Origin of the sequence: Enterobacter cloacae complex sp. P40C2 (genome assembly GCF_014930695.1) — a bacterium.
Taxonomy (GTDB): Bacteria; Pseudomonadota; Gammaproteobacteria; order Enterobacterales; family Enterobacteriaceae; genus Enterobacter; species Enterobacter pasteurii.
On sequence record NZ_JADBRP010000001.1, the window covers coordinates 388,251 to 412,033 of the forward strand.

Sequence of the window (23,783 nt, forward strand, 5' to 3'; positions counted from 1 at the left end):
TCCTGCTGAGTCAGGTCATATGATGGCCTTCACATTTTTCACTTTCCAGTTCCTGATTTTTCAATCGGGAATCAACCAGTAGCGGTTTTTTATATCAATTACGTTCGTCTTTCTTAAAGGTAAAAATCTCACCTGCACCTTTAAGGAATATGATTGTGAACGTAAAAGCATGGACAGTTTTACTGATGTCGGTATGTCTGACTTCCTGTGCCACACCCCGTACAGAGAAATATCAGACCATCATGGACAGCGTGACGGCGGAAAAAGTCAGCCGGATAATCCGGTCGGACGTCATCCCTTCTTCAGGTCAAAAACACGGGGAAATTATCAGCCGCGTGTCGGCTGCTTTTCTCGGTACGCCTTACCAGGCTGACACGCTCATCGGAGGGCCCGACACTCCCGAAGCGCTTGTCGCGAATTTCAACGGCGTGGACTGCTTTACGTTGGCAGATTACGTCGAGGCGCTGACGCGCAGCCATGACAAGACAACATTTCTGCATAATCTGGCGGAGGTTCGTTACACCCAGGGGAATGTTGACTATCTCAGCCGCCGGCACTTCTTCTCTGACTGGTTCGCCACGCAACCACGCAATGCCCGGGACGTTACGCCGGAGATAAGCCCTGACTATGCTGTCGTCTACAAGCAGCTTAACCGCAAACCGGATGGGGGTGAGTACATCTCCGGCCTGGGCATACATCCCCGTAAAATTAATTATATTCCTGGAAACGCCATCACTCAGCAGGTGCTGGACCGCTTGAAAACCGGAGATTATGTCGGCGTCTATTCTCCGCTTGAGGGGCTGGACGTGTCGCATGTGGGGATAGTAGTCCGCCACGACGGTCGGGTATGGTTCAGAAATGCCTCCTCGCTGGCCGCAAACAGAAAAGTGGTGGATTCGGCGTTTCTGGAATATATGCGCGCGAAACCGGGCATCGTCGTTCTGCGAGCTGAGTGACCAGCTCATCATCGTAAGTATGGTATTAAACGAGTTTTCGTTTGCTGTATAGACGCTTTAAGGAGTCATTGACGGGCAGAAATTCTGGAAATGTTACCGCCGGACTCGTTTAGATAACCAAAGTGCAGGCCGGGAATAATATTCGTGCCGGGAACCGGCTCAATATTATCTTCAATATACAGCGCACTGATTTGGGTATGGTTTTTACTGCTGCGATCCGCAGCCGAGCCAGAAATACCGCCGATATTAAAGTCAGCCACCGTCAGGCTGGTAGAGAAAGGATTCATCGCGGCGCCACGCCGCACCAACGGTCAGCGTTTGCTTGACCAGCGCCACAGGACAACTGATTTACTGAAAGAAAAAAGCACCTCTCTGAAATGACAGAGAAGCGCTGACGACTTTTCAAAAGAGACCTGTTGAACTTTCTCAATCTTTTTTATTTACGGAGGCAAATCACTTGCCCGGAGCACCCATCATCCTGTAGGTCCACGATGACTAGGGCCGCACAATCCTCCGGAGCCTGAGCAATAAGTTCACCCCTTGCATCCCATGCGGAACTCTTGCCGACCGGTTTCCATCCACCTGACGGGCCACAGTAATTGGCCATCAGCGTGGGCATTGCGTAAAGTCTGGCGTAACTTTGCAACTGCCCTGAGTCTTTATCAAATCCGCCGGCGCTCAAAACGGCATTCAGATACACTTCAGCCCCCTGCTGCACCGTGCGTTCTGCATGTACTGGCTGCCCTGCATCTGCGCATATGGCCATGCCGACATTAAATGACCTTTCCTTAAATACGCACTCAGCATTACCCGCTGAAAAATAATCGGATTCTCCGGGATGGAGATATATTTTTCGGTAACAGAAAACAGGCCGTTTTGATGAAATCACGCATGCACCAATAGCCGGTTTTCCATCTGTAACACGCAACGGCGCGCCCACAATAATCGTCATATCGTATCTGTCAGACAATAACTGTAGTGGACTTAGACAGCTTTCATCAGCCAGAGCCAGATCTTCAGCCATTTCTGGTTCATAACCCGTGAGAGAAAGTTCAGGAAAAAAGATAAGATCAACGTCTGCCGATGCCGCAGACTCAACCAACATTTCATGATAACGCATATTCTCATCAATACAGCCGCGCGCCGGAGCAAACTGTCCTGCTGCGATCCTTAACATTCCCTGACTGCTGTCCATGCTTTCTCCCGTACTGTTTTTTTAGAGTTGTCAGTTACCATACGAAAATAAACATCATGCGTCATCTCTTCAAGAATGCATCAACGGCGTTCTCTTGTGAATGTCCTCTCATGGCACAAAACAGCCATTAACATTCATCGAATCCTCAGTAAATCTGAATAGCGGGTCGTGTACCGCGGCGAAAGCATTTCACGCTTCATCTGCCATTGCTGCTGTATGCCCTGCCCGGCAAAGTAAAGCGTACCCTTCCCATCCTTCGCGTTCAGACGATCCAGCACTTCCATCAGCTTTTCGCTTCCGGCACGCGGCGCGCTGTTGTCAAACAAATTGAGCTGGGCAACGCCCTGGCTGAAGAAGTCCCCGAGCATAATGCCGGCTTTCTGGTAGCGGTGGCCCTCCTTCCAGATTTTATCGAGGCACTTTACCGCAGCGTTGATAATGTCGCGGGAATCCTGAGTGGGCGTGAGAAGCGTCATTGAGGCACTCTTGCCGTAATAGGGCTCGTTCAGCGCGAATGGGGAGGTCTTGACGAACGCCGAGATAAAGCGGCAATACTGGTGCTCGCCGCGTAACTTCTCAGCGCCGCGGGCCGCATAGCTGCATATAGCCTGACGCACCTGCTCGTATTCTGTGGCGCGTTCACCGAATGACCGGCTACAGACGATCTCCTGCTTTGTCGGTGCAAACTCTTCCAGATCGAGGCATGGCTCGCCGCGAAGTTCCCGGACCGTTCGCTCCAGCACCACATTGAAGTGCTTGCGGATAATCCACGTGCTCTGCTCTGAGAGATCCAGCGCCGTTTTGATGCCCATCGCGTTGAGCCTCTTGCTGATGCGCCTGCCCACGCCCCACACGTCCTCTACCGGCACGATAGCCAACAGCCGGCGCTGGCGGTCGATATTGGATAAATCCACCACCCCACCCGTCTGGTGCTGCCATTTCTTCGCCGCGTGATTTGCCAGCTTCGCCAGCGTCTTCGTCTGGGCGATGCCAACGCCAACCCTCAGGTGCGTACGCTTCAAAACCGTGTCGCGGATCTCCTTGCCAAAGTCAGTCAGATCCCGGCAGTTTCGAACCCCGGTGAGGTCACAAAAGGCCTCGTCAATGGAATATATTTCGACGCGAGGGCTTATTTCTTCCAGCGTGGTCATTACCCGGTTGGACATGTCAGCGTAAAGTTCGTAGTTGCTGCTGAAGCAAACCACGCCGGCGCGCTGGAACAGATCCTTCTGCTTAAAGTATGGCGCCCCCATCGTCACGCCAGCGGCTTTGGCCTCTGCGCTGCGCGCTATCACACAACCGTCGTTATTTGAGAGGACAACCACCGGTCGGCCTCTCAAATCTGGCCTGAATACCGTCTCGCATGATGAGTAGAATGAGTTCACATCACAGAGCGCAAACATATCAGCTGGCCGATTTAACAATAAATGTAACCACGCCGAAGACGTCTAGCGTGTCTTCGCTGCCAACGATAATCGGCGAATAAGCGCTGTTCATCGGATTGAGCTGAACGGTAGGCCGCAGCTGCAGGCGCTTAACGGTAAATTCCCCTTCCACCGCGGCGATGACGATATCTCCGTGCTCGGCCGTTCGGGAGCTATCCACCACCAGCAAATCGCCGTCGCTTATTCCCCCCTCAATCATCGAATCACCCGCGGCTTTCACGAAATACGTCGAGCTGGGATGAGCAACGAGAAGCTCATTCAGATCGATGCGCTGTTCCACATAGTCGGCAGCCGGGCTTGGGAAGCCGCACTGAACTAAATCGCTGAAAAGTGGAAGCGCGATAATCTCACGCAGTTCTGCAGGTCTGATAAATTCCATTACGCATACCTCTACTACTGTTTTTATATACAGTAGTTTTGTTTTGAAGCACGCGCAAGGCAGCTGAACCGCAGCGACTGTTTAAACCTTCACCGTTTCGCTTGTAAGTTTCTCTCTGGCTTCGAATTATGGTTTTTGTAAATTTTACGCTTAAACGCTTCGACTGCTCGTTTTAAAGACTAAATGAATAGATTGTCATCAACGCGACAAGCTGAAGGACGGCATGGCACTTCTTTAGCCGGAATGTCGTTTGACTGTACCAATATACAGTAGTATTTTTACGTTCAGACTGAATCGCATAATTAATATTCATAAGGAAAAAAGATGTTTGTTGAACTGGTTTATGACAAGCGCAACGTACAGGGGCTGGAGGGAGCCAGGGAGATAATTCTGGCTGAACTGACAAAACGCGTGCACCGGATTTTTCCTGATGCCAGCGTCAAGGTTAAGCCGATGCAGGCGAACGGCCTGAATAGCGATGCCAGCAAAAGCGACCGGGAAAAGCTGAACCGTATGCTTGAGGAAATGTTTGAAGAGTCAGACATGTGGCTGACGCATGAGTAACAGGCGTTTAGTGACAGGGAAACCCGCCATGGCGTATGCCGGAGTTTCCCTGTCATCGACGTAAAATAAAGGTGGGACAGGTATTTATTAATATCGCTTCATTGTGTTGACTGGTGCCCTTTCTGACCAGTCGGGCCTCTCACCAGCCATAATGGCACGCTGTTGTGATGGCGTCACAGACTGGGTTATTTCAGGCATTGATTTATATTCAGGTTGTTCAGGAGGGCTAAGAACCAGATCGGCACTACAGCCTGACAAAAGAAATAAAACGAATACAGATGAATTAAACTTAAACACTTCAACCCCTTCCAATGGGACAACATTTTGCAGACAGAATGTGGTGTCTCCCGGTGTCGTTGCCCGAGTCAGCAAAGACATGCGCATACCCGCAGAGGGCAACTGCCTGGAACGCCCTTTGGCGCAGAACATTCACCACAAGAATAAATTATGCCGAATTCACTTTCCCAGTCAATGTTACTCATGGGTAAAGCCGGTTTATTCTCGCTGGCTCTGTTCCCGTACCTGACTCTATGGTGAAACAAATACGTTATTCTAAAACGTGTTCCGCGGCATCGCCAGTAAGTAAAGCATGGCGAAAAACAACGATCCCCAATACACCGTGTCATATCGATAAGGGTCAAAATCAATATGTAAAAACCCTCTGACAAATTCGTAGCCATTTGCAAAGATATTTATCTGAACGGCTGCCGTAGCAATAACGAACACCATATAGGCAATAAATAGCGGGTATTTATGGAGCCTGTTAACTTTTAACTTCCCCAGGTAAAGCAAGATAAAAACTGCAACAGACACAATAAAATAGACCGCAGCAGGCCAGACAGGTTGAATAATGTCCATAATTTTTCTCCATGTCCGGACTTTACTATCTTTATTATTTTCGCGGGGAAGAACAAATTCGGGCAAAATACCGGGCTTAACGCCCGGTTCTGTCTTCAGCCAGTAATGCCCTTACCCACTCAATCCACGATTCTCCAGCATCGGTTCGATCTTCGGATCGTGCCCGCGCCACTGACGATAAAGTTCAGCTAAATCAGTGCTGTTGCCGCGCGACAAAATCGCCTCGCGGAATTTCTGTCCGTTTTCACGCGTTAATCCGCCCTGCTCGACAAACCACTGGTAGCCATCGTCCGCCAGCATCTGCGTCCACAGGTAGGCGTAATAGCCTGCCGCATAGCCGCCGCCGAAGATATGGGCGAAGTAGCTGCTGCGATAGCGCGGCGGTACGGCAGGTAGATCCAGCCCCTCTTTTTTCAACGCGGCGGCTTCGAAGGCCTCAACGTCCTCAACCGGCTCCTGAATGCCGTGCCAGTTCATATCCAGCAGCGCGGCGCTCAGCAGCTCCGTCATGTCATAACCCTTGTTAAACTGGGTCGCGTTGAGCATTTTTTCCCGCAGCGCATCCGGCATTGGCTCACCGGTTTGATAGTGACGGGCAAAGTGCGCAAACACCTGCGGATGGCTGGCCCAGTGTTCATTGATCTGCGACGGAAATTCAACGAAATCACGCGGCGTATTGGTACCGGAAAGCGTGGCATACCGCTGGCTGGCAAACAGGCCATGCAGCGTGTGGCCAAACTCGTGGAACAGGGTAATCACATCATCCCAGGAGAGCAGCGCGGTCTGCCCGCTGGCTGGTTTTTGATAGTTGCAGACGTTGTAGATAACCGGGCGCGCGGCAAATTCGTAAGACTGCTCAACGAAATTCCCCATCCACGCGCCGCCCGCTTTGGAATCGCGCGCGAAGAAGTCGCCGTAAAACAGCGCCATGCCTTCACCGGTGTAATCGAAAATCTCCCACACGCGAACGTCCGGGTGGTAAACCGGTATATCAAAACGCTCGACAAAACGGATGCCGAACAGCTGCGTGGCGGTCCAGAATACGCCCTCTTCCAGCACCGTATTGAGCGCGAAATAGGGTTTGATTTGCGACTCGTCCAGCGCATATTTTGCCGAGCGCACGCGTTCGGCATAATATGCCCAGTCCCAGGCCTGCACCGCAAAACCGCCCTGCTCGTCGTCAATCACCTTCTGAATATCCGCCTGCTCCAGCGCGGCCCTGCTGCGCGCCGCGGGGACAATCCCGCGCATAAACCCGAGCGCGGCGTCCGGCGTTTTCGCCATCTGATCGGCAATGCTCCAGCTGGCATAGTTTTCAAAACCGAGCAGCTGCGCCTGCCTTGCCCGTAAGGCGGTCAGCCGACTGATCAGGCCGCGCGTATCGTTTTCGTCGCCTTGCTGAGTGCGTTCCCAGCCCGCATAAAATAACTTTTTGCGCGTCTCGCGCTGCGCCAGCGCCGCCAGCGCGGGCTGTTGCGTGGTATTCAAAAGCGGGATCAGCCAGCGATCCTTCAGCCCTTTTTCCGCGGCAGCGTGGGCCGCGGTGGCAATCTCCTCCGCGCTGAGTCCATCAAGCTGGCGGACATCGTCCACCACCAGCCCTCCCGCCCTGTTCGCGGCCAGCAGGCGCTGGTTGAACTGGCTGGTCAGGGTGGCAGATTCGGTATTCAGGGCTTTCAGCTCTGCTTTTTCATCGGCATTCAGGCGCGCGCCTGCGAGAACAAAGTGCTGATACGTCTCCTCTACCAGGCGGCGGGATTCGGCGTCCAGCGCGTCGCGATCCTGCCAGACGGCTTCCACGCGGGCGAAAAGCGTATCGTTAAGCCAGATATCGTTCGCCAGACCGGCCAGTTCGGCAGAGAACTGCTCGTCCAGCGCCTGGAGGTCATCGTTGGTGTGTGCGGACGTCATGGCGAAAAACACGCTGCTGACGCGCGACAGCATGGCCCCGCTTTTTTCCAGCGCGAGCACGGTGTTATCGAAGTCCGGCGCGGCGCTCTGCGCGATAATCGCATCAATTTCCGCGCGCTTAAGGCGCATTGCCTCATCAAAGGCCGGACGATAGTGGCCGTCGTTAATCGCATCAAAACGTGGTGCCTGATAGGGCAACAGGCTACTTTCAAAAAACGGATTGTTGACCGACATCGTTTACTCCTGAGCACGGTATTTCTCCCCAGAGTAGGCCAGCCTGCGCCGGCCTGCAACGATGTCATACAAATGTTGCCTTAACGACGTGCCGGAGAGCGTGCTATGTTAGTACCACACAAAAAGCGTTGAGGAACAGTGAGATGATTATTTTAGTTACCGGGGCGACAGCGGGTTTTGGTGAAAGCATCACGCGTCGCTTCGTCGCCAACGGACACAAAGTGATTGCAACGGGCCGTCGTCAGGAGCGTCTTCAGGAGCTGAAGGACGAGCTGGGCGACAGCATCCTGACCGCACAGCTGGACGTGCGCAACCGCGCCGCCATTGAAGAGATGATTGCTCACCTGCCTGCCGAATGGCGCGAAATTGATGTTCTGGTCAATAACGCCGGCCTGGCGCTGGGCATGGAGCCTGCTCATAAAGCCAGCGTGGAAGACTGGGAAAACATGATCGACACCAACAACAAAGGGCTGGTGTACATGACCCGCGCCGTGCTGCCGGGCATGGTTGAACGCAACCGTGGACACATCATTAACATCGGTTCCACCGCCGGCAGCTGGCCTTACGCGGGCGGCAACGTGTATGGCGCAACCAAAGCCTTTGTCCGCCAGTTCAGCCTGAACCTGCGCACCGACCTGCACGGCACCGCCATCCGCGTGACCGACGTTGAGCCAGGCCTGGTCGGCGGAACCGAGTTCTCCAACGTGCGCTTCAAGGGCGATGACGCGAAGGCAGATAAAACGTATGAAAATGCCAACGCGCTTACGCCGGAAGACATCACCGAAACCGTGTGGTGGGTCGCCACCCTGCCGAAGCACGTCAACATCAATACCGTTGAAATGATGCCGGTTAGCCAAAGCTATGCCGGACTGAACGTGCATCGCGGCTAAACTGCCCTTCCCGGCCTGCGGGCCGGGTATGTGACGGCGTGCAAAAGAATGGTAGTATGTTCAGGTTAACTCTCTGAGAAATCACAATCCATGGCCGCTGAATCGCAACTTAATCCTACCCAGCCCGTTAATCAGCAAATTTATCGCATATTACGACGCGATATTGTTCGCTGCCTGATCCCGCCGGGTACGCCGCTCTCAGAAAAAGAGGTTTCGGTACGTTTTGACGTTTCCCGTCAGCCCGTGCGCGAGGCGTTTATTAAGCTTGCGGAAAACGGCCTGATTCAGATCCGCCCCCAGCGCGGCAGCTACGTCAATAAAATTTCGCTTTCGCAGGTGCGTAACGGCTGTTTCGTACGCCAGGCCATTGAGTGCGCCGTTGTGCGCCGCGCCGCGACGCTCATCAACGACAACCAGTGCTACCTGCTGGAGCAAAACCTGCATCAGCAACGTATTGCCATCGATCGCAAACAGCTAAATGACTTTTTCCAGCTGGACGATGAATTTCATCAGAAGCTGGCGCAGATTGCCGAGTGCCAGTTAGCCTGGGATACCGTCGAGAATATTAAAGCTACCATTGACCGCGTGCGCTATATGAGCCTCGACCACGTGTCTCCGCCAGAAATGCTGCTGCGCCAGCATCACGATATTTTCAGCGCGCTGGAAAAACGCGACGCGGAGGCCGTAGAAAAAGCGATGACGCTGCACCTCCAGGAAATTAGCGAGTCGGTACAGTTAATTCGTCAGGAAAACAGCGAGTGGTTTAGCGAAGAATAAAGCCTCGCCGCCCCCTTTCGGTTGCGGCGACGCGTTTAACGGACCACTAATACCGGAATAGTGGCGTAGCGCAGGATAGTTTCGGCATTTGAACCAAGCAAATGCGTCGTGATGCTCGGATTTTTTGACCCGATGACGATGACGTCATATTCCCCCTCTTTGCTGAGCTTGATTATTTCGTCGCGTACGTTGCCGAAGCGTACCTCGCAATCAATATTCTCCGGGGCCATATCAAACAGGCGTTTCAACGCCTTCATTTTCTTGTCGGACTCGGCGGTCATATACTCTTCGAACTTCTTAATATCCGCGTTGAAGCCCCGAAGTAGCGAACGGCTGCTGTTGGGCAGAATGTTGACCAGCGTAATTGTCGCACCTTCCGCCTTCGCGAGGTTGACCGCGTGGCGTACCGCTTTGTCGCTTAAATCCATTTCAAACACGTCAACAGGCATCAAAATTTTCTTGTACATAAGCCTGACTCCTTTTCCGGTGAAGGGTTATTTCCTGCTTCTAGAATGGCATTAAGGATATAAACGAACCCTAAACGCTTACGCGTCGAAACTATCAGTTTCGTAAAAGAACTGTCCGCTTTGTAAAGGGATGTGCTGAACCGTCAATACCGCCCTCAAATAAGAAAAAAGTGTGAGCTTGATCAAAAACAAATAATTTTGGCGAAGAGAGGCGTATTAATAGTGCCCCGTGAACGGCAGCCGCTGAAATAGCGCCGTAACGGATAAGTGAGAGAGGAGAAAATACCATGATGACATACGACCGTAACCGAAATGCAATCACCACCGGCAGCCGCGTCATGATTAGCGGTACAGGCCAGTTCGGCGTGATTAAAGCGATCCACAGCGACGGCCTTAACGCCGAGCAGGTGCGTCGTAGCAAAACGGTTGAAGTGGAAGGATGCGAAGGTAAGTTCGAGCCGATTGAGCTGATTCGCCTGGGGATGCACTAAGCCATGCCCCGACATGCCGCCGCGAACGGCGGCATGTCATAGCATTACAGCTGGGCGGCATACTCAGCAACGGTGGCTTTCGCCCCTTTTTGCAGTAACGTTTGATAGGCCTGCATAACAGCCCCCACAAAAACCGCGTCCTGCGGCAGTTCGTTGCCAAAAACAGACTCAATGCCCAACAGCGCGTTGACGCGGCTTTCGCCCTCGGCGCTACCGTTTACCGCCGCCTGAATCGCCGCCAGCTGCGGGTCGCTCACCTCAATGGCGTTACCCTGCTCATCCACCCCGCCGACATAACGCATCCAGCCCGCCACGCCCAGCGCCAGCAGCGGGAAAGACGTCTGGTGAACCAGGTGCCAGCGCACGGGATCCAGCATGCGCTGCGGCAGTTTCTGGCTGCCGTCCATGGCGATTTGCCAGGTGCGGTGACGCAGCGCCGGATTGCTGTAGCGCGCGATAAGCAGGTCGGCATAGTGAGCTAAATCAACGCCCTTCACCTTCAGCGTCGGGGCCTGCTCGTTTAGCATCAGCGCGCGGGCGGCGGCGCGGTAGTTTTCGTCTTCCATACAGTCGTTAATGTGCTGATAGCCCGCCAGATACCCGAGATACGCCAGGAACGAGTGGCTGCCGTTTAGCATACGCAGCTTCATCTCTTCAAACGGAATAACGTCAGAAACCAGCTCCGCCCCCGCCTCTTCCCACTGCGGACGTCCGGCAACGAAATTATCTTCAATGACCCACTGGCGGAACGGCTCGCAGGCCACGCCTGCCGGGTCGCGTACGCCGGTCAGCTGCTCGATTTTATCCAGCGTATCGGCCGTGACGGCGGGCACGATGCGATCCACCATGGTTGACGGGAAGGTGACGTTAGCTTCAATCCAGTCTGCCAGCTCGCCATCGACAGCGCGCGCGTAGGCGCAGGTAACATTGCGCATCACGTGGCCGTTCTCCGGCATGTTATCGCACGACATCACGCTGAATGCCGGTAATCCCGCCGCCTTACGACGCGCCAGCGCTTCAACCACGACGCCAGGTGCAGATTTGGGCTGCTGCGGGTTTTGCAGGTCTGCAACGATTAACGGATGATCGAGCATCAGTTTTCCGGTTGCCGGGGAGTGGCAATACCCTTTCTCGGTGATGGTCAGTGAAACGATGGCAACCTGCGGCTCGCACAGCGCCGCCAGCACGGCTTCCAGCCCGTCGACCTGCGCATGCAGCGCGCTTTTGACGACGCCAACCACGCGCGCCGTCCACGCATCGGCAGACATTTCTGCCACGGTATAGAGGTTATCCTGCGCCTTAAGATCGGCTATCTGCTGTTCGCCGCCAATCAGGTTAATTTCACAATAACCCCAGTCGCTGCCGCGATCGGCGGCAAGAATATCGGCATACACCGCCTGATGCGCGCGATGAAACGCGCCGAATCCAAGGTGAACAATGCGGGCCTTAAGCGCGTCGCGATTGTACTGAGGAAGCGTGGCTTTAGCCTGTAATAACCGGTTTTCCATGATTGTGACTCGTTTGATAAAGGAAGCTGAGAACCGCTGCCGCTCTCCGTTAGAGCGACAGCGCCTGTTGACTACACCAACTAGAATGGCAGCGTCATTACTGTGTCTTGCCGATCACCATACTGGTTACGCTGCCGTGAACATTGATTTACATTAACTTTCGGCTAACTGGTGTGATATAAAAATCAAGTTGTGTGACATCTGGCAAAAGATATAAACCAAAATCATACCGAGGTGCGCACCGGCTCCTCGCCAGGCCGCACCGTCGGTTCGCGCCACAACCTGTCGTAGGGATAACCTGTTAAATCTTCCACGACCCGGCGAGCCTCGGCGGACACGCGCTGAGGAGACCCGTTTGCCTTCAGACGATCGAGCTCATCCACAAAGATTTTGTGCGTACGCTTGTTCAGGTTGAACGTCAGGGCCTGCCACAGGGCCAGAATAAGCAGGCCAGCGGTACCGATGAACATAAGCATTGCGATGGTATGGATGGCTTCCGCTGGCTGCGTCTGGCTCCCTTTAACAAAGCCGCCGCTTTGTAGCAGAAGGCCCACAATAAAGGTGGCGATGGCGACCGTGGTTTTCCGGGAGAAGGTCATTACCGCGGCAAACAGCCCCTCACGACGCTGACGGCTCACCATCTCATCGATATCCGGAATGAACGGAAACACGTTCCACGGCGTAAATTCAAGCACGCAGCGCCCCACCTGATACACTCCGGCCAGAATGACCAGCGTCGCGACGGTATTCAGCGCGGGGATCTGGTACACGGCAAAGAAGCCACCCAGACAAAGCAACATCAGTGAATAGGCAAATACGTACAGCTTCGATGGCCCATATTTGATGATCCCTACGCCTGCGATTAACGTGACGGGCAGCCCTACGATGCTCATCGACAGCAGCGTGCCGGCCAGCGAGGATGAGACATGCAGACAGTAGACGCAGAAAAAGACAAACACGGTGTTGTAAACGTCTTTGCCGGTAAACGACAGCAGATAGATGGCGAGATGTTTTCTGAAGGCCCGGATTTTCAGGGTTGAACCATACTCCTTAAAAAGTCGGCCAAAGGCGACCAGCTTCTCCAGTGCCGTTTGCGGGTGCCTGCTTTTTTCAAGCCCGGCGAGCATTTCCGGCGTCAGCTCGCGCTCCCAGGTCACTTTCCACGAGATAAATACGCACACCATGAACAGGACGGCAAAAATAACGCCGTTAATGAGATAGGCATGGGCGCTGTTTTCCCCGAAATAGCCAATCAGCAATCCGGGAATAAATGTCGCCAGAAACGTCCCCGATGCCGAAAGAAACATGCGGCAGGTAGAAAGCTTGGTCCGCTGGTTAAAGTCTTTCGTCATTTCTGATGGTAACGTTTCCCAGGGGATCAGCACCATTGCGGCAATAATTTCAAACGCCAGATAGACCGCGAGATAAAAGCCGTATGTCATGCCGTCAAGCCACAGCAGCGCGTAGACCAGCATTAGCGGTGCGCCGATAAGCAAAAAGAAGCGCCGACGGCCAAATTTTTTACCAAAATAGTTTTTGTAAAAATGGTCCGTGAAGCTCCCCATAAACAAACTTACAACAGCATCGACAATACGCGCGATGGCGACAATAGACGCCGCTTCAACCGGAGATAGCCCGACAAACGTTGTATAGAAAAATAATAGCCAGGCGCCGATAACGGTAAATGCACCGCCGCCCATAATATCCGTTAGTCCGTAGCCGATACTAACCGGAATGGTAATTTTTTTTGCAGTCCGAGACATGTTTCATCCCCACTCAGTGAGTAGAATTTAAAATCTGAAATAGTTTTCAGCATTATCGTGGCAAATATTTTTAACCATCTTCGTGAGGATGGCGTCATTATCCGGAACCTCCCCGCGCTCCACCCAGCCACCGATGAGATTGCACAAAATGCGGCGGAAATAATCGTGGCGGGTATACGAAACCAGGCTGCGCGAATCGGTCAGCATACCGACAAAATTCATTAGCAGCCCCTGATCCGCAAGGCTGTTCAGCTGGTTTTCCATTCCGCGTCGGGTGTCGTTAAACCACCACCCGGAGCCAAACTGTATCGGGGATTTAACGCCCAACTCCGCAGACTGAAAGTTGGCGATAGTCGTCGCTACAATATCGTTATAGCTGGCGTTGAGGTTATACAGGATGGTTTTGGGCAAGGCCTCAGCCTGCGCCATGGCATCCAGAAGCTGGTTGAGGTTGGCCGCAAGATTCGACTGGTCGGTCAGCGAGTCAAAACCGGTGTTACTGCCAAGGGTACGGTACATGCGGGAATTATTGTTGCGAATCGCACCGAAGTGTATCTGCATTGCCCAGCCGTGCTGCCTGTAATAACGCGCCAGCATAATAAAAATGGCGCTGTCGAGAATCGCGTTATCACGGGCGTCCAGATTTTCGCCCCGGCGTTTTCGGGCAAATACGGATTCAACCTGGCCTTCATCCGCTGCCTGAAAAGGGATCTCCACGGGGCCATGATCGGAAATTCGGCACCCCATGTCGTGGAACCAGGCAATACGCTGGCTCATCCCTCTGGCAAAATCGTCGAAGGTCTGAATTGCCGCCCCGGTCTTCTCTCCTAACCGATCGACAAAGGCAGCAAACTGCCGTGCGTCTGGTGAAAAAACATCGTCCGGGCGGAAGGTCGGTAATACCTTCACGCGGAACGTCGCGTCATCACGCAACAGCTGATGGTAACGTAAATCATCAAGCGGCGCGTCCGTGGTGCAAATAACCTCTACCCTTGAGCGCTTAATAAGTTCCCGCGGCGTAAAATCAGGCTGTTGTAATAGCCGATTACAGTGTTCCATTATTTCACGCCAGTTATGGCTACCCAGCGGTTCGTCACAGGAAAAATAGTGGTGAAGCTCTAAATGCGTCCAGTGATAAAGCGGATTGCCATAGCTCGCTTCGACCGTTTCGGCCCACGCCGCAAATTTCTCCTCCGCCGGGGCATTGCCCGTAATGTATTTTTCGTCAATACCGTTGGCGCGCATGGCGCGCCATTTATAGTGATCGCCAGCCAGCCAGAGTTCGGTAATATTCTCGAGGTTTTTATTTTCGAAGATATCTTTCGCGTCCAGGTGGCAGTGATAGTCAATAATGGGCAGCGCTTTTGCGACGTCACGATAGAGCTCGACGCCTCTGGCATTGCCAATCATAAAGTTATCGTTAATGAAGCTCATGACAGGGCTCCATATTTCTGCTGCTCCGCGGCGGCAGCGTTCTGACGCAGGGGGTCAGCCGCGTCTTCCGCCAGGCTTAAATCGCGGTCGCGAACTTCGGGCATCATCAACGCAGAAATTAACCCAATCAGCGAGTACGCCACCAGCATGACAACGATCGGCCACCAGGACCCGGTCATGTTGCAGAAGATCCCCGCCAGCACCGGACCAAAGCCTACGGCTACCAGGCCGCCCGCCTCTTTCGAAATCGCCATGCGGGTAAAGCGGTTTCGCGAGCCAAACATCTCCGCCATGGTGATGTTTTCCAGCGCAAACAGCCCGAGCACCGCGAAGTTATGGATAACGATGATAGAGAGCATGATCACGCCCGGCGCGTAGCTCTTGTCGACGATAATCGACAGCATCGGGTAAGCCAGAATGATGGCTGAAATGTTAAGGATGATATAAGGCAGGCGACGCCCCACCTTATCGGACAGCCAGCCCAGCAGCGGGATGGAGAGGAAGCCGAGAATCGAGCTGATCATCAGCGCATCGGTTGGGATCGCCTTATCAAATAACAGCGTCTGCACCAGATACCCGGCCAGGAAGGTCTGGATCAGACCTGAGTTCCCCGCCTGACCAAAGCGCAGCCCCGTCGCCAGCCAGAAGGATTTGCTCTTAAACATCGCGCCTAATGAGGTATCCTGCACGGCGACCGGCGCAACGGTTTCGGCGTCGTTAACCTTCTCAAACACCGGGCTCTCTTTCAGATTCATACGCAGCCAGATGGCGAAAATCATCACCACCACGCTGGCGAGGAACGGCACGCGCCAGCCCCAGGCGACGAGCGCTTCGCGGTCGAGGGCAAAGAACATCACGGCCCAGATAGCCGTGGCGCTCAGCGTCCCGCAGTTGGTGCCCATTGCCACCAGCGAGGAGATGATGCCGCGTTTACCCTTCGGCGCGTACTCCGCCAGCATGGTACCCGCGCCGGAGATTTCCGCCCCCGCGCCCAGCCCCTGAATAATACGCAGCGTCACCAGCAGCACCGGCGCAAAAATCCCGATCTGCGCGTAGGTCGGCAATACGCCAATCAGGGTGGTGCAGATCCCCATCATGGTGATGGTGATAAACAGCACCTTTTTACGGCCAATCCTGTCCCCCATTCTGCCGAAGATAAACGCTCCGACGATGCGCGCGATATAGCCAGCGCCATAGGTGCCCATCGCCAGGATCAGCGCCATGGCGGCGGACTGTTCAGGGAAGAAAATTTCATGGAATACCAGCGCGGCGCCAAGGGAGTAGAGCTGAAAATCCATAAACTCCAGGGCGGTGCCCAGCCAGCCGGATACGGCGGCTTTCACCAGATCCGACGTCGTTCTTTGAGGTTGTACATGAGTCATAATGGCTATCTCTGAAAGGTAAGATGCGTACCACTTAGAGCCTGTCTTCGCAGGCTCTTAACCGCATGAATTGTTATTGGTCGAACGTGAGCAAGACCTTGCAGCACCGCCGCTGGTCTTTTTCAAACAGCTCGATTGCGTCCGTAACGTGGTGATAGTCAAAGGTATGGGTGACCAGTTTTTCAGGGTCGATCAGCCCCTTTTCCAGCCAGTCAATGACGACCGGGAACTTGTTGGCGTTCAGGCGCGAAGAGAAAATCGACAGCTCTTTGCCGGTGATCCCCTGCTGCACGATCTGGCTCGGGTCGCTGGAGAAGCCCATCAGCACGATGCGCGCGGCCGGAGAAGCCAGCGCGATCGCCTCCTGCAAAATCGTCGGATGACAGGCGGCATCAATGATTAACGTCGGCTTGATACCTTTTTCGTCCAGCGCGGCCGGTAACGCCTGCTCGCCGTTGTTGATTACCCAGTCCGCACCGCTGCGCTGCGCCATCGCCAGCCGCTCGTCAATACGATCGACCACGATGACCTGCTTCACCTTATAAACGCCCTTCAGCGCCTGCACGGTGACGAGCCCCATCGGACCTGCGCCGTAGATCAGAGCCACGTCCTGTTCGGTTGGTTTTGCCTGCCCCGTCACGTTGGCGGCAATGGTGAACGGCTCCACCATAACGGCATGTTTGTCAGATATCGCATCCGGAATGCGCCACGCATTTTTAGCCGGTACGACGGCGTATTCGCTGAAGCCACCGTCGCGGTGGACGCCAAGCACCACCAGCGAGGTGCAAACGTTCGGTTTACCCACAGAACAGGGGTAGCAGTGCCCGCAGCTGATCACCGGATCAACGGAAACGCGCTGGCCCAGACGGCTGTTCTCCACGCCCTCGCCTACGGCGTCTATCACGCCAAAGAACTCGTGACCAATCACGCGCGGGTATTTCGCAAACGGGTTATGCCCCCGATAGATATGGCTGTCTGAACCACAGATCCCGGCGAGCTTAATTTTGACGCGGACTTCATCAGCGCCCGGTAGCGGGAGGGAACGTTCTTCAATCACCAGCGAATTTGGCTGTTGGATGACTACGCTTTTCATTATTCGCTCCTCGTTTACCAGTTCCAGAGGGTGCCATCTTCCAGACGGGCCACCGGCAGATAGGCCGGATCGTACGGATATTTCGCCGCCAGCTTTTCGTCAAACTCAATGCCCAGCCCTGGCTTATCGCCCGGATGCATATAGCCGTTATCGAAACGCCAGCTGTGCGGGAAGACTTCCAGCATCTGCTCCGAGTAGCCCATGTACTCTTGCACGCCAAAGTTAGGCACCCACAGGTCGAAATGCAGCGCCGCCGCATGGCAGACTGGCGACAGATCCGAAGGACCGTGTGAGCCGGTGCGCACCTGGTAGAGCGAGGCAAAGTCCGCAATTCGTCGCATCCCGGTGATGCCGCCCGCATGGGTAATAGTGGTGCGGATGTAGTCAATGAGCTGCTCTTCAATCAGCTGCTTGCAGTCCCAGATGCTGTTAAACACCTCGCCTACGGCAATCGGGGTGACGGTGTGCTGGCGGATCAGGCGGAAGCACGCCTGGTTTTCTGCGGGGGTAGGATCTTCCATCCAGAACATGCGGTACTCTTCGATGCTCTTACCGAAGCGCGCGGCTTCAATTGGCGTGAGGCGGTGGTGCATGTCGTGCAGCAGATGTTCGTTAAAACCAAATTTGCTGCGTACCGCGTCGAACAGTTTTGGTGTGAAGTCGAGGTATTTTTCAGTGGACCACAGCTGTTCTTCCGGCCAGTCCCCTTTGGTCGCTGGCTCATATGCCAGCCCTTTCCCCTTGGACATGCCGTAGGTGGTTTTCATTCCCGGCACGCCGCACTGTACGCGGATCGCCCTGAAGCCCATCTCCTTATGGCGGGCATAGTCTTCCAGCACGTCGTCGATGGTATGGCCGGTGGTATGACAGTAGACCATCACACCTTCACGGGATGCCCCGCCTAACAGCTGATACAGCGGCATGTTAGCGGCTTTCGCCTTGATGTCCCAAAGGGCCATATCCACGGCGGAGATTGCCGACATGGTGACCGGGCCACGGCGCCAGTAAGCCCCTTTGTAGAAGAACTGCCAGATATCTTCGATGCGATGCGCATCGCGGCCTATCAGCTGAGGGCACAGGTGGTCTTTCAGATAGGAGGCAACGGAGAGTTCACGTCCGTTCAGCGTGGCATCCCCCAGGCCGACAATACCGTCGTCGGTGGTGATTTTAAGGGTGACAAAGTTACGCCCCGGGCAGGTTACAAATACTTCAGCCCCGACAATCTTCATAATCCATTTCCTTACATCGCTCGTTGTGATGCAGGAAATTTACGCAACTACACTACTACCATACAAGTATAATGATCGTAAAATCGGCGGGCGATCACATTATGGGGGGCGCCTAGGCGCGCCCCCAGCCAGCGACGATGATCAGCATGCCGCACAGGGCAACTGCTGCTCCGGCCCAGTCATATACGCTGAGCCTGACGCCATCGACAACGCGCAGCCACAGCAGCGCGGTACAGACGTAAACCCCGCCGTAGGCGGCATAAACCCGCCCGCTGGCGGCCGGATGCAGGGTGAGAAGCCAGACAAAAAGGGCCAGCGCCACGCCAGCCGGAATCAGCAGCAGCGCAGGTGCGCTCCGCTTTAGCCAAAGCCACGGCAAAAAGCATCCGATGATTTCGCACAGCGCGGTCGCGAAAAAAAGCAGCGTCGTTTTCAACATTTTTTTCATTTCGTGAGGATTGATTTAGGCATGATACGCGATAATGGTCTCAACGTTCCCATACCTGCGGCGCGGGTATGACACCCTTCTGGATTGGTGTAGAATCCAGCGGGGAATCCGATTATCTGCACCCGTTTAAAGGAAACGCTATGACTACATTAAGCAAACGCCTTTGTCTGACAGCCGTACTGGCGCTGTCATCGTTCACCTTTGCCGCAACGGCGACTGCCGAAACCAGCAAGCTCATCATTGAGTCTGGTGACAGCGCGCAAAGCCGTCAGAACGCCGCCATGGACAAAGAACAATGGAATGACACCCGCAGCCTGCGTCAGAAAGTGAACAAGCGCGCGGAAAAAGAGTGGGATAAAGAAGACGTCGCGTTTGATGCGCGCGATAAGTGTCAGCAAAGTGCCAACGTCAACGCTTACTGGGAACCTAACACCCTGCGCTGTCTGGATCGTCGCACTGGCCGCACGGTTGCACCGTAATGACGAACCTGTGTGACGTTAAGCTCCGCCCGCTGGAGCGCGAAGATTTACGCTTTGTCCATCAGCTCGACAACAACGCCAGCGTGATGCGCTACTGGTTTGAAGAGCCTTACGAGGCGTTTGTTGAGCTGTCGGATCTTTACGATAAGCACATCCATGACCAGAGCGAGCGCCGGTTTGTGGTGGAGTGCGAAGGCGAGAAGGCCGGGCTGGTTGAACTGGTTGAGATCAACCACGTTCACCGCCGGGCCGAGTTTCAGATCATTATCTCACCGGAACATCAGGGGAAAGGCCTTGCGTCGCGGGCGGCAAAGCTGGCGATGGATTACGGATTTAACGTTCTGAATCTCTATAAGCTTTATCTCATCGTCGATAAAGAGAACGAAAAAGCGATCCATATCTACCGTAAGCTGGGCTTTATGGTGGAGGGCGAGTTGATTCATGAGTTCTTTATCAACGGCGAGTACCGTAACACCATCCGCATGTGTATTTTCCAGCATCAGCATCTGGCCGGGCACAAATCTTCCGCCGCCAGCCTGCTTAAACCTACCGCGCAGTAACCTGCGCGGTTTTCATTTTAGTAATATTCAATACTGTTTTTGATGGTGTACTTGCGTTCAACGGCAGGTTTGACGCTGTCATCGACGATCGCCAGCTCGCAGCTCACCGGGTTATCGTGGCGATCGTAGTCGCAGGTCTGCTTCACGCTGCCCATTGGCTTATCGTTCAACAGGCTTACCGCCGTGTAATCCAGGCGCTTGCGCAGATCGTTTGACGGCGTCGACTGAACTGCCAGCTTTTGGTCACCGGACACGGTGGTTTTACCCAGCGGATAGCCGTCGGCGTCATACCGGTACTTCACCTCCATCTCTTTGCTGTGCGCGGCAACCACAAACCCGTTATCGTCGGTGTCCCACTTCACGCCGGCAGAGGGCAGCTCCGCCAGCTGGCATTTACCCTGCAATTTAACCTTCTGCTGCTGGGTCTCTGCGTCGAGGTAGAAGTTAGCGTCCAGCACCAGCGCAACGCCCGTATTGGCCTCCAGGTCGTGCAGCTCAAGCGTATCGAAACAACCTTCTGTCGACATCGTACCGGTCACGCGTTTAGAGACCTCACCCTTTTCGTTGAAGAGCGTCTGGGTGAAATCCTTCACCGGGCCGCGCAGAGGATCGAAATCAAACTCGTTCGAAAAGCTCGCCATCTCCGGCGTAAAGGACAGCGGCGCGCTGTTGTTGTCGCATCCCACCAGTACCGTTGCCAGTAACGTTATCGCTGCGTAATTCTTCACATCATTTACCTGTCAAAAGACAATATTCTCAATCATATTAGCAAATACAGTTATTTACACGGTTCCTGCTAAAATTAACTCATACACACTGAAAAGGAGCAACAGATGAAACAGTTACCCTGGATTACCGCCCTGCTGTTAATGAGTGCTTCGCCTGCGATCCTCGCCGCCCCGGATTCCTGCGAGCGCGTGAAAAGCGACATTCAGCAGAAGATTATCAACAACGGCGTGCCGGAGTCTGGATTTACGCTGAATATCGTCCCCAACGATCAGGCCGACCAGCCGGATGCGCAGGTCGTTGGGCATTGCGCCAACGATACCTTCAAAATTTTGTACACCCGTACCAGCAGCGGTAACTACCCGGTAAGCGGCGCGGGTACGCAGGACAGTGCGCCCGCTGAGCCGCAATGATTTTTCTGCACTCAATCCCCCTGATTTGACGAGGATTAATATTTAATACCTCCAAATAAGTAACACTCCCCCCATCATTAGCCCGGTTGTAATCACGGGTGAAAATAAATACTAACAATGATGGGGTGAGTCATGTCCGAAGTTGAACATCACGGCGGGATCAGCCGCCGAGCTCTGGTTAAATCTACCGCCATAGGATCCCTGGCGCTTGCCGCCGGTGGGATCGCGTTACCTTTTGGTCTGAAAAGCGCCGCCGCTGCGGTGCAGGCCGCCATCCAGCCCGCGGAAGATAAAGTTGTGTGGGGTGCCTGCTCGGTGAACTGCGGCAGCCGCTGCGCGCTGCGTCTGCACGTCCGCGATGACGAAGTTTACTGGGTCGAAACGGATAACACCGGTGAGGATATCTACGGCAACCACCAGGTTCGCGCCTGTCTGCGAGGCCGATCCATTCGCCGCCGCATTAACCATCCTGACCGTCTGAACTACCCGATGAAACGCGTGGGAAAACGCGGTGAAGGCAAGTTCGAGCGTATCACCTGGGAAGAGGCGCTGGACACCATCGCCGCGAACCTGAAAAGCGTGGTCGAAAAATACGGTAATGAAGCGGTCTATATTAACTACTCCTCCGGAATCGTTGGCGGCAATATTACCCGCTCCTCCCCTTACGCCTCGCTGGTCGCGCGCCTGATGAACTGCTACGGCGGCTTCCTCAGCCACTACGGCACCTACAGCACCGCACAAATCTCCTGCGCAATGCCCTACACCTACGGCAGCAACGACGGCAACAGCACCTCGGATATCGAAAACAGCAAGCTGGTGGTGATGTTCGGCAATAACCCGGCGGAAACGCGCATGAGCGGCGGCGGGATCACCTACTACCTCGAGCAGGCTCGCGAACGCTCCAACGCGCGCATGATCGTTATCGATCCGCGCTACACCGACACCGCCGCAGGGCGCGAGGATGAGTGGATCCCGATCCGTCCGGGCACCGATGCGGCGCTGGTGGCGGGTATTGCGTGGGTATTGATTGATGAAAATCTCGTCGACCAGCCCTTCCTCGATAACTACTGCGTTGGCTATGACGAAAAAACGCTGCCGGAAGGCGCGCCCGCCAACGGCCATTACAAGGCCTATATCCTCGGCCAGGGTGACGATCGGACGGCGAAAACCCCGGAGTGGGCGTCGCGGATTACCGGCATTCCTGCCGATCGGATTATCAAGCTTGCCCGCGAAATCGGCTCTGCAAAGCCGGCCTATATTTGTCAGGGCTGGGGGCCGCAGCGCCAGGCGAACGGCGAGCAAACCTCCCGCGCCATCGCCATGCTGCCGATCCTGACCGGCAACGTTGGCATTAACGGCGGCAACAGCGGCGCGCGCGAATCGACCTACACCATCACCATTGAGCGTATGCCGCTGCCGGAAAACCCGGTGAAAACGCAAATCTCCTGCTTCTGCTGGACGGACGCCATCGCCCGTGGCCCGGAGATGACCGCCCTGCGCGACGGGGTGCGCGGTAAAGAGAAGCTCGATGTGCCGATCAAGTTCATCTGGAACTACGCCGGTAACACCATCATCAACCAGCACTCTGACATCAACAAAACCCACGACATTTTGCAGGATGAGAGCAAGTGCGAAACGATCGTCGTTATCGATAACTTCATGACCTCATCGGCGAAGTATGCGGATATCATCCTGCCGGACCTGATGACCGTCGAACAGGAAGATATCATTCCTAACGATTACGCCGGGAACATGGGCTACCTGATTTTCCTCCAGCCGGTTACCGCGCCGAAGTTTGAGCGCAGGCCAATCTACTGGATCATGAGCGAGGTGGCGAAGCGCCTTGGGCCGGATATTTATCAGAAATTCACCGAGGGTCGTACGCAGGAACAGTGGCTGCAATATCTGTACGCCAAAATGGTCGCTAAAGATCCTCAGCTGCCCTCCTACGATGAGCTCAAAAAAATGGGCATCTATAAGCGCAAAGATCCGAATGGACACTTTGTGGCCTATAAAAAATTCCGCGACGATCCGCACGCCAACCCGCTGAAAACGCCGTCGGGAAAAATCGAGATCTACTCCAGCAGGCTGGCGGATATCGCTGCAACCTGGGAGCTGCAAAAAGACGAAACCATCACCCCGCTGCCGGTTTATACCCCCACCTTCGAAGGCTGGGATGCGCCCGAGCGCAGCAAATTCCCGCTGCAGCTGTTCGGTTTTCACTTCAAAGCCCGTACCCACTCCAGCTACGGCAACGTGGATGTGCTTCAGGCCGCCTGTCGCCAGGAGGTATGGCTAAACCCCGTGGATGCCGATAAACGCGGCATTAAAAACGGGGATATGGTGCGCGTGTTTAACGACCGCGGTGAAGTGCGCATTGCCGCGAAAGTCACGCCGCGCATCATGCCCGGCGTGAGCGCAATGGGCCAGGGCGCCTGGCACGACGCCAGCATGAACGGGGATCGGGTCGATCACGGTTCCTGTATCAATACGCTGACCACGCACCGCCCGTCACCGCTGGCGAAAGGAAACCCGCAGCACACTAACCTGGTGCAGATCGAGAAGGCCTGAGGAGTAACCG

At 54.6% G+C, this 23,783-nt stretch carries 24 protein-coding genes and 1 pseudogene; 9 read left to right on the forward strand and 16 right to left on the reverse strand.

Annotated elements, in window-relative coordinates; genetic code table 11:
* Nucleotides 1-149: 149 nt before the first annotated feature.
* Nucleotides 150-956 (forward strand): DUF1460 domain-containing protein, encoded by an 807-nt coding sequence (locus IM304_RS01805; RefSeq protein WP_193356125.1) that lies wholly within the window; start codon nucleotides 150-152, stop codon nucleotides 954-956.
* 86 nt (nucleotides 957-1,042) lie between these two features.
* Here the strand turns inward: IM304_RS01805 and IM304_RS01810 are convergent.
* The 4 genes and pseudogenes from IM304_RS01810 to IM304_RS01825 form a co-directional block, all read right to left on the reverse strand.
* A pseudogene (locus IM304_RS01810) lies at nucleotides 1,043-1,286 on the reverse strand (TonB-dependent siderophore receptor); the annotation flags it as partial.
* 106 nt (nucleotides 1,287-1,392) lie between these two features.
* Nucleotides 1,393-2,151, reverse strand: a complete 759-nt coding sequence (locus IM304_RS01815; protein WP_193356126.1) for a carbon-nitrogen hydrolase family protein — start codon at nucleotides 2,149-2,151, stop codon at nucleotides 1,393-1,395.
* Between the two features lie 134 nt (nucleotides 2,152-2,285).
* A complete protein-coding gene (locus IM304_RS01820) occupies nucleotides 2,286-3,554 on the reverse strand; it encodes a Y-family DNA polymerase (RefSeq protein ID WP_193356127.1) in 1,269 nt (422 codons plus the stop codon).
* A 1-nt stretch (nucleotide 3,555) separates the two neighbouring features.
* A complete protein-coding gene (locus IM304_RS01825) occupies nucleotides 3,556-3,975 on the reverse strand; it encodes a translesion error-prone DNA polymerase V autoproteolytic subunit (protein WP_148419413.1) in 420 nt (139 codons plus the stop codon).
* A 324-nt stretch (nucleotides 3,976-4,299) separates the two neighbouring features.
* Between IM304_RS01825 and IM304_RS01830 the strand changes: the two genes are divergently transcribed.
* The gene (locus IM304_RS01830; protein ID WP_148419412.1) at nucleotides 4,300-4,539 is read left to right on the forward strand and encodes a DinI family protein; all 240 of its coding nucleotides are present in this window, start codon (nucleotides 4,300-4,302) and stop codon (nucleotides 4,537-4,539) included.
* A gap of 87 nt (nucleotides 4,540-4,626) precedes the next feature.
* Here the strand turns inward: IM304_RS01830 and IM304_RS01835 are convergent, their stop codons facing one another.
* From IM304_RS01835 to dcp, 3 genes are all read right to left on the reverse strand, one after another.
* Nucleotides 4,627-4,917 carry a hypothetical protein gene (locus IM304_RS01835; protein WP_193356128.1) on the reverse strand — a complete coding sequence of 97 codons (291 nt, stop codon included), beginning with the start codon at nucleotides 4,915-4,917 and terminating at the stop codon, nucleotides 4,627-4,629.
* 174 nt (nucleotides 4,918-5,091) lie between these two features.
* Complete coding sequence (locus IM304_RS01840) at nucleotides 5,092-5,397, reverse strand: hypothetical protein (protein ID WP_193356129.1); 306 nt, start codon at nucleotides 5,395-5,397, stop codon at nucleotides 5,092-5,094.
* Nucleotides 5,398-5,508: 111 nt separating this feature from the next.
* Nucleotides 5,509-7,542: a peptidyl-dipeptidase Dcp gene (gene dcp, locus IM304_RS01845; RefSeq protein ID WP_193356130.1), complete on the reverse strand. Its 2,034-nt coding sequence runs from the start codon at nucleotides 7,540-7,542 to the stop codon at nucleotides 5,509-5,511.
* A 143-nt stretch (nucleotides 7,543-7,685) separates the two neighbouring features.
* Here dcp and ydfG point away from each other — a divergent pair, with 143 nt between their 5' ends.
* Both ydfG and IM304_RS01855 read left to right on the forward strand, forming a co-directional pair.
* Nucleotides 7,686-8,432: a bifunctional NADP-dependent 3-hydroxy acid dehydrogenase/3-hydroxypropionate dehydrogenase YdfG gene (gene ydfG, locus IM304_RS01850; protein ID WP_148421099.1), complete on the forward strand. Its 747-nt coding sequence runs from the start codon at nucleotides 7,686-7,688 to the stop codon at nucleotides 8,430-8,432.
* Between the two features lie 90 nt (nucleotides 8,433-8,522).
* Complete coding sequence (locus tag IM304_RS01855) at nucleotides 8,523-9,209, forward strand: GntR family transcriptional regulator (RefSeq protein ID WP_176610443.1); 687 nt, start codon at nucleotides 8,523-8,525, stop codon at nucleotides 9,207-9,209.
* A gap of 35 nt (nucleotides 9,210-9,244) precedes the next feature.
* On the opposite strand, the gene IM304_RS01860 is transcribed toward IM304_RS01855, so the two are convergent.
* Nucleotides 9,245-9,676, reverse strand: coding sequence for a universal stress protein (locus IM304_RS01860; protein WP_148421095.1), 432 nt, complete (start codon nucleotides 9,674-9,676; stop codon nucleotides 9,245-9,247).
* A gap of 287 nt (nucleotides 9,677-9,963) precedes the next feature.
* On the opposite strand from IM304_RS01860, the gene ydfZ reads away from it, so the two are divergent.
* Nucleotides 9,964-10,167, forward strand: a complete 204-nt coding sequence (gene ydfZ / locus IM304_RS01865; RefSeq protein ID WP_148421092.1) for a putative selenium delivery protein YdfZ — start codon at nucleotides 9,964-9,966, stop codon at nucleotides 10,165-10,167.
* Between the two features lie 44 nt (nucleotides 10,168-10,211).
* On the opposite strand, the gene IM304_RS01870 is transcribed toward ydfZ, so the two are convergent.
* From IM304_RS01870 to IM304_RS01900, 7 genes are all read right to left on the reverse strand, one after another.
* Nucleotides 10,212-11,675: a mannitol dehydrogenase family protein gene (locus IM304_RS01870; RefSeq protein ID WP_193356131.1), complete on the reverse strand. Its 1,464-nt coding sequence runs from the start codon at nucleotides 11,673-11,675 to the stop codon at nucleotides 10,212-10,214.
* Between the two features lie 224 nt (nucleotides 11,676-11,899).
* Complete coding sequence (locus IM304_RS01875; protein ID WP_193356132.1) at nucleotides 11,900-13,438, reverse strand: MFS transporter; 1,539 nt, start codon at nucleotides 13,436-13,438, stop codon at nucleotides 11,900-11,902.
* Nucleotides 13,439-13,465: 27 nt separating this feature from the next.
* Nucleotides 13,466-14,872, reverse strand: coding sequence for a glucuronate isomerase (gene uxaC / locus IM304_RS01880; RefSeq protein ID WP_193356133.1), 1,407 nt, complete (start codon nucleotides 14,870-14,872; stop codon nucleotides 13,466-13,468).
* Entirely contained in the window at nucleotides 14,869-16,254 is a 1,386-nt protein-coding gene (locus IM304_RS01885) for an MFS transporter (RefSeq protein ID WP_148421084.1), read from the reverse strand. The genes uxaC and IM304_RS01885 overlap by 4 nt, the downstream gene beginning before the upstream one ends.
* 73 nt (nucleotides 16,255-16,327) lie before the next feature.
* Nucleotides 16,328-17,347, reverse strand: a complete 1,020-nt coding sequence (locus tag IM304_RS01890; protein ID WP_193356134.1) for a Zn-dependent oxidoreductase — start codon at nucleotides 17,345-17,347, stop codon at nucleotides 16,328-16,330.
* A 14-nt stretch (nucleotides 17,348-17,361) separates the two neighbouring features.
* Nucleotides 17,362-18,576 (reverse strand): starvation-sensing protein RspA, encoded by a 1,215-nt coding sequence (rspA, locus tag IM304_RS01895; RefSeq protein WP_148421080.1) that lies wholly within the window; start codon nucleotides 18,574-18,576, stop codon nucleotides 17,362-17,364.
* 112 nt (nucleotides 18,577-18,688) lie between these two features.
* Complete coding sequence (locus IM304_RS01900) at nucleotides 18,689-19,015, reverse strand: YnfA family protein (protein ID WP_193356135.1); 327 nt, start codon at nucleotides 19,013-19,015, stop codon at nucleotides 18,689-18,691.
* Nucleotides 19,016-19,164: 149 nt separating this feature from the next.
* Here IM304_RS01900 and IM304_RS01905 point away from each other — a divergent pair, with 149 nt between their 5' ends.
* Both IM304_RS01905 and speG read left to right on the forward strand, forming a co-directional pair.
* On the forward strand, nucleotides 19,165-19,503 hold the full coding sequence (locus tag IM304_RS01905) for a DUF1283 family protein (RefSeq protein ID WP_148421076.1): 339 nt from the start codon (nucleotides 19,165-19,167) through the stop codon (nucleotides 19,501-19,503).
* Complete coding sequence (speG, locus tag IM304_RS01910; protein WP_148421074.1) at nucleotides 19,503-20,063, forward strand: spermidine N1-acetyltransferase; 561 nt, start codon at nucleotides 19,503-19,505, stop codon at nucleotides 20,061-20,063. Before IM304_RS01905 ends, speG begins: the two co-directional genes overlap by 1 nt.
* Before the next feature lie 17 nt (nucleotides 20,064-20,080).
* Here speG and IM304_RS01915 read toward each other — a convergent pair whose 3' ends face one another.
* Nucleotides 20,081-20,791: a YnfC family lipoprotein gene (locus tag IM304_RS01915; RefSeq protein WP_148421072.1), complete on the reverse strand. Its 711-nt coding sequence runs from the start codon at nucleotides 20,789-20,791 to the stop codon at nucleotides 20,081-20,083.
* Nucleotides 20,792-20,896: 105 nt separating this feature from the next.
* Here IM304_RS01915 and IM304_RS01920 point away from each other — a divergent pair, with 105 nt between their 5' ends.
* Nucleotides 20,897-21,202 carry a DUF1161 domain-containing protein gene (locus tag IM304_RS01920; protein ID WP_148421070.1) on the forward strand — a complete coding sequence of 102 codons (306 nt, stop codon included), beginning with the start codon at nucleotides 20,897-20,899 and terminating at the stop codon, nucleotides 21,200-21,202.
* Nucleotides 21,203-21,334: 132 nt separating this feature from the next.
* Complete coding sequence (gene ynfE, locus IM304_RS01925) at nucleotides 21,335-23,773, forward strand: selenate/tellurate reductase subunit YnfE (protein ID WP_193356136.1); 2,439 nt, start codon at nucleotides 21,335-21,337, stop codon at nucleotides 23,771-23,773.
* Nucleotides 23,774-23,783: the final 10 nt, after the last annotated feature.